The following is a 17,168-nucleotide window of genomic DNA, read 5'->3' as shown; positions in this document are numbered from 1 at the left end:
GGGCTCGGCGCTCGATGAGTTCAGTGTTTGCGTGTCAGGTCTGGGGAATCGCGCTCGGCGACTGCCCGATCAACCAGCCGATCTCGGCGATCAACCTGTCGCGCTCAGGCTCCGGGAAGCTGAGCAGCCCGAACCAGTCGAGCAGGGTCAATCCCTCGACCGCGAGGAAGGCGAGCAGTGCGCCGCGCGGATGTGTCGAGGATGTGGCGATGGCGGACAGCGTGTTCTGCAGAGACTTCTGCACGGGGCCGCGCAGCTCGGCATCCTGCGCCAGCGCGACGCAGAGGTTGAGGGCGACCGCGCGGTCCTCTTCCGAGGACGAGCGCGAGGCGGCGGCCAGTCGCCCGCGAATATCCGCATCCGGCTTGCCGATTTCGGCATCGATGAAAGACTGGATCCGCTTTTCCTCGGTGCCGACACGGCGCTCGATGAGTGTGCCGATCAGCGCGCGCTTGCTCTTGTAGTCGTAGAGGACGCTGGCCTTGCTGATGCCGGCCTCTGCAGCCACGGCATCCAGCGTCAGATGCGCGGCTCCTGCGCGCATTACGACTCGTTCCGCCGCGTCGAGAACCGCCTCTCGGTCGATGGTTCTGTGCCTGCCCATGATCTGGCTTTCATAAATATCCAACCGGTTGGATATTTATTTGGGCGCGAAAAATCAAGGCGAGCCAGATGCGCGGGCGCGCCTGACATCCGGCAGCCCGCGTTGAATTGCGTAACTTCGAGAGGAGAGGGCGCCTGCGCTCAAGTCGCGGAAAGCGCTTGGGATTCGCTCATTTCACGACGAAGCCGTGGGCGAAGGGATCGCGATCGTCGATGAAGATCGTGTTGATGCCCGTCATCCGCGCCCAGCCGGCAATGGAGGGGATGATCGCCTCGCGGTTGGCGACGGTCGTGGCAGCCTCGACACGCCCCTTGAACAGCGAGCCGATGATCGACTCATGCACGAATTCGTCGCCGACCTTGAGCTTGCCCTTGGCGGCGAGCTGCGCCATGCGCGCCGAGGTGCCGGTGCCGCAGGGCGACCGGTCGATCGCCTTCTCGCCATAGAACACCGCGTTGCGGGCGTCGGCTTCCGGCTTGGTCGCCTGGCCGGTCCACTGGATATGGGAGAGGCCCCGGATCTCCGGATGCTCGGGATGGACGAATTCGTATTTCGCGTTGAGCGCCGCGCGCAGCTTCGGCGACCAGCCGACGAGTTCGCCGGCAGTGTGATCGGCCATGTCCCGGAAGTTCTTCTGCGGCTCGACGATCGCATAGAAATTGCCGCCATAGGCGACGTCGACCACGATCTCGCCGAGGCCTTCGACCTCCGCCGTCAGCCCCTCGGCGTAGAGGAAGCCCGGCACGTTGGTCAGCCGCACCTCTTCGACGAAGCGGCCCTCCTGGCGATAGGTGATATCGACCTTGCCGGCAGGCGCATCGATTGCGAGCCGGCCCGGCTCGCGCGGTGTGATCAGCCCGTTCTCGATGCCCATGGTGATCGTTCCGATCGTGCCGTGACCGCACATTGGCAGGCAGCCCGACGTCTCGATGAAGAGCACGGCGACGTCGCAGTCGGGCCGGGTCGGCGGGTAAAGGATCGAGCCCGACATCATGTCGTGCCCGCGCGGCTCGAACATCAGCCCGGTACGGATCCAGTCGAACTCGCGCAGGAAATGTGCGCGCTTCTCCAGCATGTTCGCACCTTCGAGCCTGGGGCCTCCTCCCGAGACGAGGCGGACGGGATTGCCGCAGGTGTGGCCGTCGAGGCAGGAGAAGGTGTAGCTGGCCATAGGTCCGGTCTCCGGAGGCGCCTTGGGCCCGCGGCGATAGGCTGGCCCCATCGCCGCGCGCTCGGTTGGTACTCGCGTGTCAGGCCGCGTATTTCTGCACGGCGCCGGCCTGCTGCGTCCAGGCGGCATACCAGCTGTCGAACAGCTTGAGCTGCGCTTCGGCATAGCCGCGCTGGCTCTTGGTCAGCATATCCGTCTCGTTGAAGTGCAGGGCGTATTCCTTGTCGCCCTTCAGCACCATCAGATGCTTGAAATAGAGCACGAGGTCGGGGCCTTCGTCGAAGGAGGAAAGGATGGCGAGCGCCTGCTCCAGCTCGAGCGCCCGCTGGCGCGCCTCGGCATCGCCCTGGGCAGCAGCTTCGGACAGCCTGCACAGATGCAGCACCTCCTTCGGCAGGACATTGCCGATGCCGGTGATCGCGCCGGTCGCGCCGCAGTTCACATAGCCGTGGAAGACTGCGGTATCGACGCCGATCATCAGCGAGACGTCGTCGCCGCGGCTGGTGATGTTCTCGGCCGCATAGCGCATGTCGGCCGGGCCGCCGAACTCCTTGAAGCCGACGAGGTTCGGATGCTCTGCCCGTAGGGCGAAGAACAGGTCGGCCCGGGTGGCGAAGCCGTAATAGGGGCTGTTGTAGATCACCGCCGGCAGATCCGGTGCGGCGGAGAGGATCGCCTTGAAATGCGCCTTCTGGGCGAGGACGACAGTGCCGCGGGACAGCACGCGCGGGATCACCATCAAGCCCTGGGCGCCGACCTTCTGGGCATGGGCCGCAAGCGAGACGGCCGACGCCGTGTTGACTGCGCCGGTGCCGACGATCACGGGGATGCCGGCCTTCACCAGCCGCTCGACACCTTCCATGCGCTGCGCATCCGTCAGCAGCGGCCAGTCACCCATCGAGCCGCAATAGACCACGGCCGACATGCCGGCTGCGATCAGCTCCTTGCCCTTGCGCACCAAGGCATCGAAATCAGGCGTCCGATCCGCCTTGCACGGCGTCATCAGGGCGGGGATCACGCCCGAGAAAATCTTGGCCTTCATCGCGCTCTCCTGCTGGCTTTGTGGTTGGGGGAGAGCGCTATGTCGCGCCGCGACAGGCCTCTCTCCGGCGTCTTTATCGCATGTTGCATATTATTTGTCGACAAGAACGAAAGGCGAGCGCTACAGGGTCATCTCCAGCCGTTTGTCGCCCACCGTAAGCTTCTGGATCTGCTGGATGATCTGCTCGGCATGGGCGCGGCCGAGGCGCTCGGCCGCAACGATGTCCCGCGCGGCGATCGCGGCGATCATATCCTCATGCTCGTCGACGAACTGCTGCGGAAGCCGGTCGTCATAGGACTGGTAGTAGAGTCGCAGGAAGCGACGGCCTTCGTCGAGAAGCCGGCTGAACAGGCTGTTGAAATAGGGGTTGCGGCCGGCTTCGGCGATCGCCGCATGGAAGGCTGCGTTCGTTGCGATCATTGCGAGTGCGTCCTGCGCTTTCACCGCCCCGGCGAATTCCGCCTGCCGGACCCGGATCGCGTCCAGATCCTCCGGGCGGTGGTTCTGTGCCGCGAGCTGCGTCGTCACCCGGTACATCAGCATGAGGGCATCGAAGAAGGGCGACAGGTTGAGGAAGTCGAGGTTGGACACCATCGTCGAGCGATTGGGCAGGGTGACGATCAGCCCTTCGCCGGCGAGCCGCACGAGAGCCTCGCGGATGGGGGTGCGCGACATCTCGAACCGCTCGGCGAGCTGCACTTCGTCGATCGGGCTACCCGGCGGCAGCACCAGATCGAGAATCTCGTCGCGTAACAGATCGTAGACCAGCTTCACGCCGGAGCCGCGTTTGCGCTCGGGCGCTGCGTTTGTGGTCGTCTTCGCCGGTTTCATTCGCGCACCTCTTGTCGACAAGAGGGATATAGCATCGGACCGAAAAGTGGAATCCACTTTTCGGAGAAATCCAATGCGATAACAAATAGATAGGTCACTGTTCGTCCGATGGGACGCGCGGCGATCTGGTGAAGGAGCGGAGCCCGATCACGAACCGCGCACCCGACTCCGCGATTTCCTCAGATCAGCGCCAGCAGATGCAGCCCGACGAAGCAGCCGGCGCCGCCGGCGATCAGCAGCAGGGGATTGACCGGCGTCAGCATCAGCAGTGCTGTCGAGACGAGCGCGGTGCCGCGGGCGAGCCAGCCTCCGTCGAGCGATTGGATCAGCACATAGCTGGCGGCCAGGATCATGCCGGCCGCGACGGGGCGCAGACCTTTTTCCAGGGCGCGCAGCGGCCTTGCGCCCTCATAGCGCGACCAGATATGGGCCACGCCGTAGATCAGGAAGGCGGTCGGCCCGAAGATGCCGATGGTCGCGGCCAGCGCGCCCCAGAACCCCGCGATCTGCCAACCGATCAGGGTCGCCAGGAGCGAGCCGGGCCCCGGCGCCAGCCGCGCGATGGCGAAGGCATCGACGAATTGCGTGGCGCTCAACCAATGATGCACGTCGACGATCTGGCGGTGCATGTCGGCGATGGCGCTTTGGCCGCCGCCGATCGTCACCAGCGAGAGCGGCAGGAAGACCACGAGGATGCTGAGCGGCAGATTGGGCATCCGGTGCTCAGCCCCGATAATAGGTTATGGCGACACTCAGCGAACCGGCGCCGAGCACGGTCCAGAGCAGCGGCCATTTCAGGATGGCGACGGCAAAGAAGGTCGCGGCCATGATCGCGAGCGGAAAAACCCGGCGCGGGACGCGCCGCGCCGCCGTCAATCCCATCGCCAACGAGAGGCCGATCGCGGCCGAGGCGGCGCCGCCGAGCGCCACATGGGTGACGGCATAGCCGCCGAGCGACGAGAAGACCGTGCCGATCAGCACGATGACGATCGCTGCCGGCACCACGATGCCGAGCCAGCAGGCGATCGCCCCGCTGCGGCCGCCGAGCTTGTAGCCGATCCAGATCGCCATATTGGTGACGTTGACGCCGGGGAGCGCCTGCGCGATCGAGAGCCCGTTGAGGAAATCCTCCTCGCTCATCAGCCGGCGCCGCTGCACGAATTCCCGCAGCATCCAGCCGCTCAGGCCGCCGCCGAAGCTGGTCAGCCCGATCCGCGCGAAGATCAGGAAAAGGTGCAGCGCGCTTGGGCGCTCGGCCAAGGCATCCGGCATGTGATTCCAAGCCATCTGGCAGCTGAGAGGGCCAGAAAGCAGTATTTATCGGATGTTGCCAGCGTCGGGACGCATGCGCGCCATGACGCAGGGCCGGGAAAGCTTTGGAAAGGGTGGCTCAAGCCCGGCGCAAGGTGCGCTTGACCGCGCGCTTCAGCCGGTCGCCCGCCTTGCGCACGAGCGCCCGGTTGCTGCCTTCGCTTCCGTCCGGAAGCTCCGAGATCGGCAAAGCCGTGCCCTCCGGCCCGGTCGGCGCGGCGCCGTTGCGAAAGCCGATGATCGCTGTCGCCGGGCTGGCCGTGAGCCCGAGCGCGACAGCTGGCAGCGGGAGGCCCGCGAGGCTTGGGCTGCTCGGGCCGAGGATGGCCTTGATCGGCAGGTGGTCGGAGGCGATGCGCGCCAGCGGCGTATCGTGGACCGTGACGTCGGACAGCATCTCCGGCCGGTTGGCGATGATGCGGTCGAGCGCGAGCAGCGGCAGGCCCGAGGGAAAGCTGGGCACGGGCATCGGCAGCGCGCCGAAAGTGGGCCCAAGCTCCTTGAGCGACGAACGGTCGCCGAGGCGCCATTCATTGAGGTCCCCGAGCAGGAGGGTGGGGCGCTCGTCGCGGTTCCTCATCACGTCGAGGAGCATGCGCGCCTGCTGCGAGCGCGAACGGCGCAGCAGGCCGAGATGGGCGGCGACGATGCGCACATCCCTGCCGCCCTCCAGATCGAGGTCGACGACCAGCGCGCCGCGTGGTTCGAGCCCGGGCAGGGAGACCTGATGGACGTCCCGCACCAGCCCCTGGCGGAACAGCACGACATTGCCGTGCCAGCCATGGGCGGCGGCGTTGGCGCTCTCGATGGGAACGGGGATGAGACCCGTCTCCTCCTTCAGCCTCGCGAGGTCGAGCAGGCCGTGGCGGGCGCCGAAGCGCTTGTCGGCCTCCTGCAGGGCGATGATGTCGGGGGCGATCTCGCGGATCACCTGCGCGATGCGGCCGGGATCGAAGCGGCCGTCGACGCCGACGCATTTGTGGACGTTGTAGGAGGCGATGAGCGTGCCTGCCGGCCGCTCGCCCGGCCCATGCCTGGGCGCTTCATCGCGGTTCTTCCGCTGGCGGAGCGAGGCGATGATGCTGGCGCGCAGGCTCGGGCTCTTCTTCTGCATCGCTCTGCCGTTTGAGGCTTTGGCCCGCTCGAATCGAACAGGACGAAGCTTTGCATATCCATCGCGTCAGGGCGTTGACCGTTTCGGCTCAAAGATAGGGAGAGCCGAGCCAGATCAACCTGTCCATCAGACGCAAGACATAAGGGCGTGCGCGCAGGCCGGCAAGCGTGACAGGTGTCGCCTGCGCCATCACGGCCTCGACGCGCTCGGCAATTCCGCCGGCAAAATCATGGTCGAGCACTTCGATATCGATCTCGAAATTCAGCCTGAGCGAACGCGGGTCGAGGTTCGAGGAGCCGACATAGGCCCAGCAACCATCGACGACGAAGAGCTTTGAATGGTCGAACGGACCGGTCGAGCGCCAGATTCGGCAGTAATTCTTGAGAATCTGGTCGAATTGCGCAGTCATCGCCCTGTCGACCAGCACCAGATTGTTGACGGAGGGGACGATGATGTCGATATCGACGCCGCGCCGTGCCGCCGTGACGAGCGCGCTGATCAATTCCTGATCCGGCAGGAAATAGGGCGACATGATCCTGACGGAGCGCCGCGCGACCGAAAGTGCGCCCATCAAGAGCTTGTGATTGGTCTCCAGATAGCTGTCCGGGCCGGACGGAACGGCCCGCACGAGCGCGGCGAGTTCGCTGGCGGCAGGCAAGGTGATGTCCCATGCCGGGCCTTCGAGCGCCTCGCCGGAGGCGAAGCGCCAGTCCTCCGCCGCGACCATGAAGAGATCGGCGACGATGGGCCCGGTCAGGCGGAAATGCGTGTCATGGGCATAGGCGTCTCCTGCGAACTCGCGGGTGAAGCCCTGGCGGATGTTCATGCCGCCCATGAAGGCGACGGTCCCGTCGACGACGATGATCTTCCTGTGCGTCCGCAGATTGGCGTAGGGCAGCCTGAGGCCCATGATGATGTTGCCGTTGAACACGTCGACCGCGACGCCGCCCTCGCGCAGATGGCCGGCGATGCTTGGCACCGAATACCGGGCGCCGACCGCATCGATCAGCACGCGCACCGCGATCCCGCGCCGATGCGCGGCGATCAGCGCATCGGCGATGCGCAGGCCGATAGGGTCGCGGTCGAAGATGTAGCTCTCGAGGATGACGCTGCGCTCGGCCGCCCCGATGGCGGCAAGCATGGCGCTGTAGGCTTCGTCGCCGCTTCGCAGGGTCTCGATGCTGTTGCCGGTGGTCAGAGGATGGCGGGCGACGCGGTCGCCCAAAGTCTTGAGCGCCGCGAAGCGCTGCCCGAACCGCGCCCCGACCACCTTGTCGCTGGCGTGGAAGTGCGTTCCGGGTCGACCATGGCCGGGCCGTTGCGCCAGGATCGTGGCGCGTCGGATCCGGTTCACGCCCGCAATCGCATAGAGAAGGGGGCCGACGATCGGCGAAAGGATGATGACGCCGGTCCAGCCGATGGCGGCGCGCACTTCGTCCTTCGTCATCACCGCATGCGCGCCGGCGACGGCCGCCATCACGATGGAGATGGCAGCAAGGATATGCGGCCAATAGGCTTGGAGAATCCCCCACATGCCCGTGAAGCTAGCGCGTGGGCGGCCGGTTCGCCATGGCGGCGGTTTGGAGGGGGCGTCCCGATCGCCAGGAAGACGGTGCGCCCCATTCGGTGTCATCACGCGTCAGGGATGGGAGGGAGGGCGGCGAGACCGGACTCGCCTTCCGCCGGGGAGAGGCTTATAAAGGAACAAAGAGAGAACAGTTACCTTGTTGCCATGCCCGTAACCACTACCCTGACCTTGGCCGATCTGCGCCGCAGCCTTGCCGAAGGGGCCCTACGCGCCGGGCCGGCTTCGCAGGCGCGGATCGGCCTGGGCGTGGCTTCGCTGGACGAGACCCTGAATGGCGGTCTCGCGCGGGCGGCACTGCACGAGGTCTACGCCGCCGAGATTGCCGATCTCGCCGCCGCGACCGGCTTCGCGCTCGGACTCGCTTTGAGGGCGGGGGCAGCGGAGGAAAAGGCTGCTGAACGGCCGATCCTTTGGGCACGGCAGGATTTCGTCGATGCCGAGGGGGGCCGGCTGCACGCGCCGGGGCTCAACGAACTCGGCCTCGACCCGGCGCGCCTCCTGCTGGTGCGGGCGCGCGACGGCGAAAGCGTGCTGCGGGCCGGTGCCGAGGCGGCGCGCTGCCCTGCGCTCGGCGCCGTGCTGATCGAGCCCTGGGGGGAGCCGCGCTCCTTCGACCTGACGGCGAGCCGCCGCCTCGCCTTGGCGGCCGAAGGCTCGGGCGTCCCGGTTCTGCTGCTGCGGGTGGCGGCGGCCGAGACGCCGAGCGCGGCGCGCACGCGCTGGCAGGTCCGGACGGTCGCCTCGCGGGCGCTGGAGGCCAATGCCCCGGGTGCCCCGGCCTTCGCCTTGAGATTGCTGCGCCAGCGCGGCGGCGCGGCGGAACGTGAGTGGCGTGTGGAGTGGGACCGTGATCGACGATCTTTCGCGGAACGCAGCCTTTTCGACCGATCCGACAGACTGGCTTCCCGGACAGACCATGCCGCGCCGCTATCTCGCCCTCTGGTTCCCCTTCCTGGCGACGGACAGGTTGCGGCGGACGGGCGCGATTCCGGCCTTCGGCGCACCGGCTGAGAAGCCTCATGTCCTGGTCGAGACGCAGCACAACGCGCTGCGCCTGGTCGATTGTGACCGGCGTGCTCTCGATCTCGGTCTGGCCCGCGGCCTGACGCTGGCCGATGCCCGCGCCCGTATCCCCGATCTCGTCGCGCTGGAGGCCGAGCCGCAGGCGGACCGCCAGTTTCTAGAAGCGCTCGCTGCCTTTTGCGACCGCTTCACGCCCCTGGTCGCGCTCGATGAGCCGCATGGCCTCATGCTCGACATCACCGGCTGCGCCCATCTCTTCGGTGGCGAGGAGGGGATGGTCGGTCTCGTGCGGCGGGTGATGGACCGGATGGGCCTGAGCCTGAAGGTTGCCATCGCCGGCACGCCCGATGCCGCCCGTGCCTGCGCCCGCTTCGCACGGGGCGGCATCATCCCGCCGGGGCAGGATGAAGCGGCGCTGCGACCGCTGCCGGTCGCGGCGCTGGAGGCCGAAGCGGAGACCGTGATCGCGTTCTCCCGCGCCGGCTTGAAGAGGCTGGCCGATCTCGCGGAGCGCCCCTCGGAAACCCTCTCCGCCCGCTTCGGCGAGGGGTTGGCGATGAAGCTCCGGCGCATCCTCGGCCACGAGGATAGGCGCATCGTGCCGCTGCGGCCGCCGCCCGATTGCGTGGTCGAGCGCCATTTCGCCGAGCCCTTCGCCGATACTGCGAGCCTCGAGGCGGTGGTCGTCCGCCTGATCGGGGAAGCCGCGCGGGTGCTGGAGGCGCGCGGCGAAGGCGGGCGCGTCTTCGAGATCGCCTTCTTCCGCAGCGACGGCGCTGTCCGCCGTCTCGCCATCGAGACCAGCCGGCCCTCGCGCGCTGCCAAGGCGCTGCTCCGGCTCTATCGCGAGCGTATCGAGGCACTGGCCGATCCGCTCGATCCCGGTTTCGGCTTCGATGCGATCAAGCTCGCCGTGCCGGTCTGCGAACCGCTGAACACGCCGCAACACAGCCTCGATGGCCGCGCCGTCGAGGAGGAGGCCGTGGCTGATCTCGTCGACCGGCTCGTCACCCGTTTCGGCCGTGACCGGGTGTTGCGCTTCGCGGCGCAGGACACGCACCATCCCGTTCGCGCGGCAAAAGCGCTCTCGGCCGCCGCGCCGCTGCCGCAAGCGCCCTGGCCCGAACCCGAGCCGGCGGAGCCGCCGGCCCGCCCGCTGCAGCTCTTCGAGCCGCCGCAGCCGGTCGAGGCCATCGCGGAAGTGCCGGACGGCCCCCCGATCCGCTTCCGCTGGCGGCGCCTCACCCATGACGTCGCCCGCGCCGAAGGCCCCGAGCGCATCGCGCCCGAATGGTGGCGCGACGGCAGCGACGAGCCGATGCGCGACTATTACCGCGTCGAGGATGCGCAGGGCCGCCGGTTCTGGCTCTATCGCACCGGCTTCTACGAAGCCGACAGCGCGCCGCCGCGCTGGTTCCTGCACGGGCTCTTCGCATGAATCAGTCTGTCAGCCCCTTCGCCGAACCCGTTGCGGCAACGAATTTTTCTTTCCTGCGCGGCGCCTCGCCGGGGCCGAATATGGTGCTGACGGCGCTGCTGCTTGGATATGCCGGTATCGGCATCGCCGATCGCAACACGGTGGCGGGCGTCGTGCGTGCCTGGGCCGCGCTGAAGCATCTGCGTGAGGACGGCTTGCCGGCGCCGGAAAAGGTGCGCGAGGGCGGCTGTCCGGGCGAGTATGTCTGGATTGAGAACCCGGCCTTCGCGGAGGTGCCCTTCACCCCCGAGCAGATGAAGGCGATGGCGGAGAGCTTCAAGCTCGCGACCGGCACCCGCCTCGTCTTCGCCGACGGCACGCCCGACATCGTCGTCTATCCGGCGAATCGCGAGGGTTGGGGGCGCCTCTGCCGGCTGCTCAGCCATGGCAATCGCAAGGAAGGCGTGAAGAAGGGCGAATGCCGCCTCGTCATCGATGATCTCCTGAACGATGCCCGCGACCTGCTGCTGATCCTGATGCCGGCGCAGCGCCTTGACGGCCTGCCGGAACTGCTCGCGCAGCTCGACGATGCCGCACCCGGCGCGGTCTGGCTCGGTGCCAGCATGCACCGGCGCGGCGACGACCGCCGCCGCCTCGCGCGTCTCAAGGCCATCGCCGCCGCGACCCGCACCCCGCTGATCGCGACCAATGACGCACTTTACGATTCCATCGAACAGCGTGATCTGCAGGATGTGCTCAGCTGCATCCGCGAGGGCGTCACCATCGAGCGTGCCGGGCGCCTGCTCGAATTCAATGCCGAGCGTCATCTCAAGCTGCCGCAGGAAATGGCCCGCCTCTTCCGTGACGCACCCGAGGCCATCGCCGAGACGCAAGCCCTCTTCTCCCGCGTCGAGTTCGATCTCGGCCAGCTGAAATACGAGTATCCCGACGAGCCGATCCCGCCCGGCTGGAAGGATCAGGACTGGCTGGTGGAACTGGTTCGCCGATGCTGCCTGATCCGCTATCCGGATGGCGTTCCGGATAAGGTTCAGGGCTTGCTGGCGAAGGAACTCGACCTGATCGGGAAGCTCGAATACGCCCGCTATTTCCTGACCATCCGCCAGATCGTCGAATTCGCGGAGAGCAAAGGCATCCTCTGCCAGGGCCGTGGCTCGGCCGCCAATTCCGCCGTCTGCTACGTGCTCGGCATCACCGCGGTCGATCCGGCCGACAACGACGTGCTGTTCGAACGCTTCATTTCGACCGAGCGCAAGGAGCCGCCCGATATCGACGTCGATTTCGAGCATGAGCGGCGGGAGGAGGTGATCCAGTGGATCTATAAATTCTATGGCCGCCACCGCGCCGGCATCGCCGCCACCGTGATCCATTACCGGCCGCGCAGCGCCATCCGCGAAGTCGGCAAGGTGCTGGGGCTGACGGAGGACATCACCGCCCGCCTTGCCGACACGCAATGGGGAAGCTGGGGCACGGAGATCGGCGATGCCCGTGTTCGTCAGGCCGGGCTCGATCCGACGAATCCGACGATCCGCCGCGCCGTCGACTTCGCGGTGCGGCTACTGCATTTTCCTCGCCATCTCTCGCAGCATGTCGGCGGCTTCGTCTTGTCGCGCGGGCGCCTCGACGAGACCGTGCCGATCGGCAACGCTGCGATGGCGGACCGCACCTTCATCGAATGGGACCGCGACGACATCGACGAGCTCAAGCTGATGAAGGTCGATGTGCTGGCCTTGGGCATGCTGACCTGCATCCGCAAAGCGTTCGAGCTGATCGCAGGTCATGGCGGAAAACCCTATCAACTCGCCGATTTCACGGATGGCGACGAAGCCACCTATGACATGCTCTGCGAGGGCAAGTCGCTGGGCGTCTTCCAAGTCGAGAGTCGCGCCCAGATGAACATGCTGCCGCGCCTCAAACCGCGAAAATTCTACGATCTCGTGATTCAGGTCGCGATCGTCCGGCCCGGCCCGATCCAGGGCGACATGGTCCATCCCTATCTGAAGCGGCGGGCGGGATTGGAAGACGTTGTGTTTCCTTCACCCAGGCCACCCCATCCCAAGAACGAATTGTACGAGGTCCTGAACAAGACCCTCGGTGTCCCGCTCTTCCAGGAGCAGGCGATGAAATTGGCCATGGTGGCTGCCGAATTTACGGATGTCGAAGCCAACGGTCTGCGCAAGGCGATGGCGACTTTTCGCAACGACGGCACCATCGGCAATTACGAAGATCTGATGGTCGGGCGCATGATCGCGCGGGGCTACGCTCCCGATTTCGCCCAGCGCTGCTTCGATCAGATCAAGGGCTTCGGCAGCTACGGCTTCCCGGAGAGCCACGCCGCCTCCTTCGCCAAGCTGGTCTACATCTCCTCATATCTCAAGAAGCATCATCCGGCTGCCTTCGCCTGCGCGCTGCTGAACTCGCAGCCGATGGGCTTCTACGCTCCGGCCCAGATCGTTCGGGAGGCGCAGGAGAACGGCGGCGTCGAGCCGCTACCGGTCGATGTGAGCCAGAGCGCTTGGGACAATGGGTTGGAAGAGAGGGGTTCTTCCGGTGCCAGTGCCGGAAAGCGGACAGGAGAGCCGGTGAAGAAGCACTCCTTCGCGCTCCGCCTCGGCTTCCGCCAGATCGACGGCTTCAAGGAGGATTGGGGCAAAGCCATCGCGGAAGCACGAGAAGCGGGTGGCGCCTATCGCGACGTCGAGGACCTCATGCGCCGGGCCGCTCTGCCTGCCCGCGCCATGCGCCTGCTCGCCGATGCCGACGCCTTCCGCTCGCTCGGACTGGACCGGCGCGAGGCGCTCTGGGCCGTGCGCCGCTTGCCGGACGACGCGGCTCTGCCGCTGTTCCAGGCGGCGCAGGCGCGCGAGCTGGGGCAGGAGCCGGCGATGACTCTGCCTGTCATGCCGCTCGCCGAGCACATCGTCGCCGATTATCAGACCGTCCGGCTCTCGCTGAAGGGGCATCCGATGCAGCTTTTGCGCCCGCGCTTCCACCGCGAGGGCATCCTGAGCTGCGCCGAGACCAACGCGAAGCCCGACGCCGCCTTCGCCCGCACGGCCGGCATCGTGCTGGTGCGCCAGCGTCCGGGCAATGGCAACGCCATCTTCGTCACGCTGGAGGACGAGACCGGCATCGCCAATGTCGTGATCTGGGCGCGGTTGTTCGAGCGTTTCCGTCGCGAGGTCATGGGCGCGCGGCTGATGCTGGTCGAGGGCAGGGTGCAGAAGAGCGTCGAGGGGGTGATCCACCTCATTGCCCAGCGCATTATCGATCGCTCGGCCGATCTGCTCTCGCTGTCGGACACGCATCGTGCYGAGATTCCCATGCCCGTCGACGAGTTGAAGAACCCGCCGCTGCCGCGCCACCGCCATCCGCGAAATGTGCGCATTCTGCCGAAATCGCGGGATTTCCATTGAGAGGACGAGCATCCGTTTCTTTCGCCTCGTTCGGATCGTCGTCGTAGTACCCCCCGTTCGGGGAGGTACTGCGTTCGTTAAAACAATCTTCTCCTCTGAAAGTGAAATAAGAAAAAACCCGCTACTGCATGTGAATTGAGCTTTGGGACCTGCGGGTATAAGTCGTTTGTTCGATTTACCGAACAGGCGGTGCGGCAGAACGATGGCTAAAAGCCCTGGCCAGGACGAGGCGACAGCAATCGCAGCGGCAGCGGATGAGGGGGCGGTCGAAATGTTGCCGCACCGTGCCGCATTATTGAACGCGGCGCTCGGTTCCGTCGACATTCCGGATCGCCTCGCCAGGGTTGCTGCGGCCGCAAAGGGGCCTGTGGTCTTCACCACCTCCTTCGGCCTCGAAGATCAGGTGCTGACCCATTTCCTCGCCATGGCGAAGCTGCCGGTGATCTTCGCCACGCTCGATACCGGCCGGCTGTTCCCCGCGGTCTATGCGCTCTGGCAGCAGACCGAGGAGCGCTACGGCATCCTGATCCGCCCCTATTTTCCGCGCCACGAGGCGGTCGAGCTCTATGTCCGCCAGAACGGCATCAACGGCTTCTACGCTTCGCGCGACGCCCGCAAATCCTGCTGCGACATCCGCAAGGTCGAGCCGCTCGGCCGGGCGCTCGCCGGGGCCGATATCTGGCTGACCGGCCTGCGCGCCGACCAGTCGGCGGCGCGCGGCGCGGTTCCGTTCGCGGAGGCCGATGCGGCGCGCGGCCTCGTCAAGGCGAGTCCGTTGATCGACTGGACGCGCGAGCGCACGCTTGCCTTCGCCGAAGCCAACGATGTCCCGATCAACCCGCTGCATGCGCAGGGCTTCGTCTCGATCGGCTGCCAGCCCTGCACCCGCGCCATCCACCCCGGCGAGCCGGAGCGGGCCGGGCGCTGGTGGTGGGAGGACGATGCCGCAAAGGAATGCGGCCTGCATGTCGGAACGGACGGAAAGCTGGGGCGCGCCAAGTCTCCTTCGCAAGAAATTCGGCCAGTGGAGCCGCGCGCATGATCCAGCTCAGCCATCTCCAGAAGCTCGAGGCGGAGGCCATCTTCATCATCCGCGAGGTGGCGGCGACCTGCGACAAGCCGGTGCTGCTCTATTCGATCGGCAAGGACTCCGCCGTTCTGCTGCATCTGGCGATGAAGGCGTTCTACCCGGCCAAGCCGCCTTTCCCGCTGCTTCATGTCGATACGACCTGGAAGTTCCGCGACATGATCGCCTTCCGTGACGCGACCGCGGCACGGCTCGGGCTCGATCTCATCGTTCATATCAACAGGGAAGGCGTCGAGGCCGGCGTCAACCCCTTCGCCTCCGGTTCGCGCGTTCATACCGACGTCATGAAGACGCAAGGGCTGAAGCAGGCGCTCGAACTGCACAAATTCGACGCGGCCTTCGGCGGCGCCCGCCGCGACGAGGAGAAGAGCCGCGCCAAGGAACGCGTCTTCTCCCTGCGCAGCCCCGAGCATCGCTGGGATCCGAAAAACCAGCGCCCCGAGCCCTGGCAGCTCTTCAACACACGCAAGCACCGGGGCGAGAGCTTCCGCGTCTTCCCGCTCTCCAACTGGACCGAGCGGGACATCTGGGACTACGTCGCGCTGGAAAACATCCCGGTCGTGCCGCTTTATTTCGCGGCGCCGCGCCCTGTCGTGCAGCGCGACGGCGCCTGGATCATGCGCGACGACGAGCGCATGGAGCTGCGCCCCGGCGAGGTGGTCGAAACCCGCATGGTCCGCTTCCGCACACTCGGCTGCTACCCGCTGACCGGCGCGGTCGAAAGCGAGGCGGCGAGCCTTACCGACATCATCGCCGAGATGCGCTCCTCTCGTTCTTCCGAGCGGCAGGGCCGCGTCATCGATCATGACGGCTCGGGTTCGATGGAGCAGAAGAAGCAGGAAGGCTATTTCTGATGGGCTTCGCCATCGCCAGGAATCTGGCCAAGAAGAACCTGAAGGCACTGAGGCCGGCCCAGAACCTTCTCCCCGCCAACGATGCGCCCGCCGCTTCCGAAACCGGCCGGCATTCGCTGCTGCGCTTCATCACTTGCGGCTCGGTCGATGACGGCAAGTCGACGCTGATCGGCCGCATGCTCTACGAGGCGGGCGCGGTCTTCGACGACCAGCTCGACGCGCTCGACAGCGATTCCCGCAAATTCGGCACGCAAGGCGCAGCGCCCGATTTCGCACTTCTCGTCGACGGTCTCTCGGCCGAGCGTGAGCAGGGCATCACCATCGATGTCGCCTACCGCTATTTCGCGACGGAGACGCGCAGCTTCATCGTCGCCGACACGCCCGGCCACGAGCAATATACCCGCAACATGGCGACGGGCGCCTCCACCGCCGACCTCGCCATCATCCTGGTCGATGCGCGCAAGGGCCTGCTGCCGCAGACCCGCCGCCACTCCTTCATCGTCTCGCTGGTCGGCGTCCGCCATGTCGTGGTCGCGATCAACAAGATGGACCTCGTCGGCTATGACGAGGCCGTCTTCGAAAAGATCGCGGCCGACTACCGTGCGGCGGTGACGAGCCTCGGCTTCGCCTCGATCAGCTTCATCCCGGTCTCGGCCCGTGACGGCGAGAACGTCATGCGGCCTTCCTCGCTCATGGCCTGGTATGACGGACCGGCGCTGTTGCCCTATCTCGAAAGCGTTGCGATCACGCGCGCGGCGCCCGGCAGCGAAGGCTTCGTCCTGCCGGTGCAGTGGGTCAACCGCCCGGATCTCGATTTCCGCGGCTATGCCGGCACGCCGGTGGCGGGCCGCGCCCGTGTCGGCGATCCGGTCGTGGCGCTGCCCTCAGGACGCACCAGTCGCATTGCGCGGCTGATCGGCGCTGCGGGCGAGGCGAGCCAGATCGCAGCCGGGCAGGCCGCGACCATCACCCTCGAAGACGACATCGACGTTTCGCGCGGCGACGTCATCGCCGCTGCGGACACCGAGCTGCCGGTGAGCCGGGGGCTCACGGCGCGGCTGCTCTGGACGGGCGAGCGCGCGATGCTGGAGGGCGGCCAGTTTCTGCTGAAGCTGGCGACGCAAAGTGCCAGCGCCACGGTCGAGACCTTGCACCACAGCATCGATATCGAAGGCTTCCGGCCGCTGCCGGCACAAGCTCTGCGCATGAACGGCATCGGCCTGGTCACGCTCCGGCTCGACAGGCCGCTGGTCTCGCTGCCCTATGTGCGGAGCCATGAACTCGGTGGCTTCATCCTGATCGACCGGATCAGCAACGAGACCGTCGCATTCGGCTTCGTCGAGGCGGACGGAGACGCCAAGCAACCGGGCGCGATCGGCGAAGGCGGCGTGGCGGCCCGGCTCCGGCGCAATGTCATCCGCATCGTCGGCCGGCGCGGCACGCCGGATCGCCGGGCCTGGCTGGCCGCGGTGAGCTGGCGGGTCCTGAGCACGGCCGGGTTGTTCGCGGCGGCTTTTGCCTTGACGATGAATGCGCCGGCTTCTCTGGCGCTCGCATTCGGTGACATCTTGCTGCGTCCTGGCCTGCGGGCGCTGCATATGCGGCTCTGGCGGAAGGCGCCGGCCGGGACCTTACAGGACGGGGCGGGGATCTGAGCAGCGGCGCCAGCGGCTTCTGCCGTCGGCGACGAAA

The 17,168-nt window shown here is 66.6% G+C and carries 13 protein-coding genes and 1 pseudogene; 6 read left to right on the top strand and 8 right to left on the bottom strand.

Features of this window, described 5'->3' with window-relative positions:
- Positions 1-34 precede the first annotated feature (34 nt).
- The 8 genes and pseudogenes from AC1DDA_RS01970 to AC1DDA_RS01935 form a co-directional block, all read right to left on the bottom strand.
- The gene (locus AC1DDA_RS01970; protein ID WP_476794413.1) at positions 35-604 is read right to left on the bottom strand and encodes a TetR/AcrR family transcriptional regulator; all 570 of its coding nucleotides are present in this window, start codon (positions 602-604) and stop codon (positions 35-37) included.
- A gap of 169 nt (positions 605-773) precedes the next feature.
- The gene (locus tag AC1DDA_RS01965) at positions 774-1,775 is read right to left on the bottom strand and encodes a 4-hydroxyproline epimerase (protein ID WP_476794412.1); all 1,002 of its coding nucleotides are present in this window, start codon (positions 1,773-1,775) and stop codon (positions 774-776) included.
- Between the two features lie 79 nt (positions 1,776-1,854).
- Complete coding sequence (locus AC1DDA_RS01960; protein WP_476794411.1) at positions 1,855-2,817, bottom strand: dihydrodipicolinate synthase family protein; 963 nt, start codon at positions 2,815-2,817, stop codon at positions 1,855-1,857.
- A gap of 120 nt (positions 2,818-2,937) precedes the next feature.
- Positions 2,938-3,648 carry a GntR family transcriptional regulator gene (locus AC1DDA_RS01955; protein ID WP_476794410.1) on the bottom strand — a complete coding sequence of 237 codons (711 nt, stop codon included), beginning with the start codon at positions 3,646-3,648 and terminating at the stop codon, positions 2,938-2,940.
- A 179-nt stretch (positions 3,649-3,827) separates the two neighbouring features.
- Positions 3,828-4,364 carry a chromate transporter gene (locus AC1DDA_RS01950; protein ID WP_476794409.1) on the bottom strand — a complete coding sequence of 179 codons (537 nt, stop codon included), beginning with the start codon at positions 4,362-4,364 and terminating at the stop codon, positions 3,828-3,830.
- Between the two features lie 7 nt (positions 4,365-4,371).
- A complete protein-coding gene (locus tag AC1DDA_RS01945) occupies positions 4,372-4,920 on the bottom strand; it encodes a chromate transporter (RefSeq protein ID WP_476794408.1) in 549 nt (182 codons plus the stop codon).
- Positions 4,921-5,278: 358 nt separating this feature from the next.
- A pseudogene (locus AC1DDA_RS01940) lies at positions 5,279-6,073 on the bottom strand (endonuclease/exonuclease/phosphatase family protein); the annotation flags it as partial.
- Positions 6,074-6,161: 88 nt separating this feature from the next.
- Entirely contained in the window at positions 6,162-7,607 is a 1,446-nt protein-coding gene (locus AC1DDA_RS01935; protein WP_441511287.1) for a phospholipase D-like domain-containing protein, read from the bottom strand.
- A gap of 198 nt (positions 7,608-7,805) precedes the next feature.
- Between AC1DDA_RS01935 and AC1DDA_RS01930 the strand changes: the two genes are divergently transcribed.
- The 6 genes from AC1DDA_RS01930 (at position 7,806) to AC1DDA_RS01905 (ending at position 17,131) form a co-directional block, all read left to right on the top strand.
- Positions 7,806-8,672 carry an ImuA family protein gene (locus tag AC1DDA_RS01930; RefSeq protein WP_476794407.1) on the top strand — a complete coding sequence of 289 codons (867 nt, stop codon included), beginning with the start codon at positions 7,806-7,808 and terminating at the stop codon, positions 8,670-8,672.
- The gene (locus tag AC1DDA_RS01925) at positions 8,578-10,122 is read left to right on the top strand and encodes a Y-family DNA polymerase (protein WP_476794406.1); all 1,545 of its coding nucleotides are present in this window, start codon (positions 8,578-8,580) and stop codon (positions 10,120-10,122) included. The genes AC1DDA_RS01930 and AC1DDA_RS01925 overlap by 95 nt, the downstream gene beginning before the upstream one ends.
- Positions 10,119-13,535, top strand: coding sequence for an error-prone DNA polymerase (locus AC1DDA_RS01920; protein WP_476794405.1), 3,417 nt, complete (start codon positions 10,119-10,121; stop codon positions 13,533-13,535). Before AC1DDA_RS01925 ends, AC1DDA_RS01920 begins: the two co-directional genes overlap by 4 nt.
- Positions 13,536-13,737: 202 nt before the next feature.
- Positions 13,738-14,577, top strand: a complete 840-nt coding sequence (locus AC1DDA_RS01915; RefSeq protein WP_476794404.1) for a phosphoadenylyl-sulfate reductase — start codon at positions 13,738-13,740, stop codon at positions 14,575-14,577.
- The gene (cysD, locus tag AC1DDA_RS01910) at positions 14,574-15,476 is read left to right on the top strand and encodes a sulfate adenylyltransferase subunit CysD (RefSeq protein ID WP_476794403.1); all 903 of its coding nucleotides are present in this window, start codon (positions 14,574-14,576) and stop codon (positions 15,474-15,476) included. Before AC1DDA_RS01915 ends, cysD begins: the two co-directional genes overlap by 4 nt.
- Positions 15,476-17,131, top strand: a complete 1,656-nt coding sequence (locus AC1DDA_RS01905; RefSeq protein ID WP_476794402.1) for a sulfate adenylyltransferase subunit 1 — start codon at positions 15,476-15,478, stop codon at positions 17,129-17,131. The genes cysD and AC1DDA_RS01905 overlap by 1 nt, the downstream gene beginning before the upstream one ends.
- The last annotated feature ends 37 nt before the right edge of the window (positions 17,132-17,168 follow it).

This window comes from Allobosea sp. 10N428 (genome assembly GCF_056394545.1).
Note: the sequence above shows the minus strand (reverse complement) of the source record. Positions and strands in the feature narration are given on the sequence as shown.

What these genes read in the sequence shown, in the direction of transcription:
- AC1DDA_RS01925 (WP_476794406.1), top strand. Translation starts at nt 8,578, where the DNA reads ATGCCGCGCCGCTATCTCGCCCTCTGGTTCCCCTTCCTGGCGACGGAC.
- AC1DDA_RS01955 (WP_476794410.1), bottom strand. Translation starts at nt 3,648, where the DNA reads ATGAAACCGGCGAAGACGACCACAAACGCAGCGCCCGAGCGCAAACGC.
- AC1DDA_RS01970 (WP_476794413.1), bottom strand. Translation starts at nt 604, where the DNA reads ATGGGCAGGCACAGAACCATCGACCGAGAGGCGGTTCTCGACGCGGCG.
- cysD (WP_476794403.1), top strand. Translation starts at nt 14,574, where the DNA reads ATGATCCAGCTCAGCCATCTCCAGAAGCTCGAGGCGGAGGCCATCTTC.
- AC1DDA_RS01965 (WP_476794412.1), bottom strand. Translation starts at nt 1,775, where the DNA reads ATGGCCAGCTACACCTTCTCCTGCCTCGACGGCCACACCTGCGGCAAT.
- AC1DDA_RS01930 (WP_476794407.1), top strand. Translation starts at nt 7,806, where the DNA reads ATGCCCGTAACCACTACCCTGACCTTGGCCGATCTGCGCCGCAGCCTT.
- AC1DDA_RS01950 (WP_476794409.1), bottom strand. Translation starts at nt 4,364, where the DNA reads ATGCCCAATCTGCCGCTCAGCATCCTCGTGGTCTTCCTGCCGCTCTCG.
- AC1DDA_RS01915 (WP_476794404.1), top strand. Translation starts at nt 13,738, where the DNA reads ATGGCTAAAAGCCCTGGCCAGGACGAGGCGACAGCAATCGCAGCGGCA.
- AC1DDA_RS01960 (WP_476794411.1), bottom strand. Translation starts at nt 2,817, where the DNA reads ATGAAGGCCAAGATTTTCTCGGGCGTGATCCCCGCCCTGATGACGCCG.
- AC1DDA_RS01905 (WP_476794402.1), top strand. Translation starts at nt 15,476, where the DNA reads ATGGGCTTCGCCATCGCCAGGAATCTGGCCAAGAAGAACCTGAAGGCA.
- AC1DDA_RS01945 (WP_476794408.1), bottom strand. Translation starts at nt 4,920, where the DNA reads ATGCCGGATGCCTTGGCCGAGCGCCCAAGCGCGCTGCACCTTTTCCTG.
- AC1DDA_RS01935 (WP_441511287.1), bottom strand. Translation starts at nt 7,607, where the DNA reads ATGTGGGGGATTCTCCAAGCCTATTGGCCGCATATCCTTGCTGCCATC.